We start from the raw sequence: 373 nt of genomic DNA on the forward strand, positions 1-373 counted from the left end.
GTCAGCAGGCTCACCCCGCTGCCGGCCCAGTCCACGTGCGGGCTGGGGGCGTCGACGTGCAGGGTCCTGGGCAAGACCCCGGCGCGCATCGCCATCACGGCCTTGATCACACCGCCGACCCCCGCAGCAGCCTGGGCATGACCGATGTTCGACTTCAACGAACCCAGATACACCGGACCGGCATCAGCCCGATCCCGGCCATAGGTCGCGGCCACGGCTTGGGCCTCGATCGGATCACCCAATACGGTGCCGGTCCCGTGACCCTCGACCAGATCCACATCCGCAGCGACCAAACCGGCATTAGCCAAAGCCTGGGCGATCACACGCTCCTGCGACGGGCCATTCGGCGCCGTCAAACCATTACTCGCCCCAT

Annotated in this window: 1 pseudogene; it reads right to left on the bottom strand. The window is 67.0% G+C overall.

The window, feature by feature from the left end:
* Positions 1-373, bottom strand: a pseudogene (locus GWK61_RS55640) (polyketide synthase); the annotation flags it as partial.

The sequence above is a fragment of the Catenulispora rubra genome (assembly GCF_015356825.1).
GTDB classification, from domain to species: Bacteria; Actinomycetota; Actinomycetes; order Streptomycetales; family Catenulisporaceae; genus Catenulispora; species Catenulispora rubra.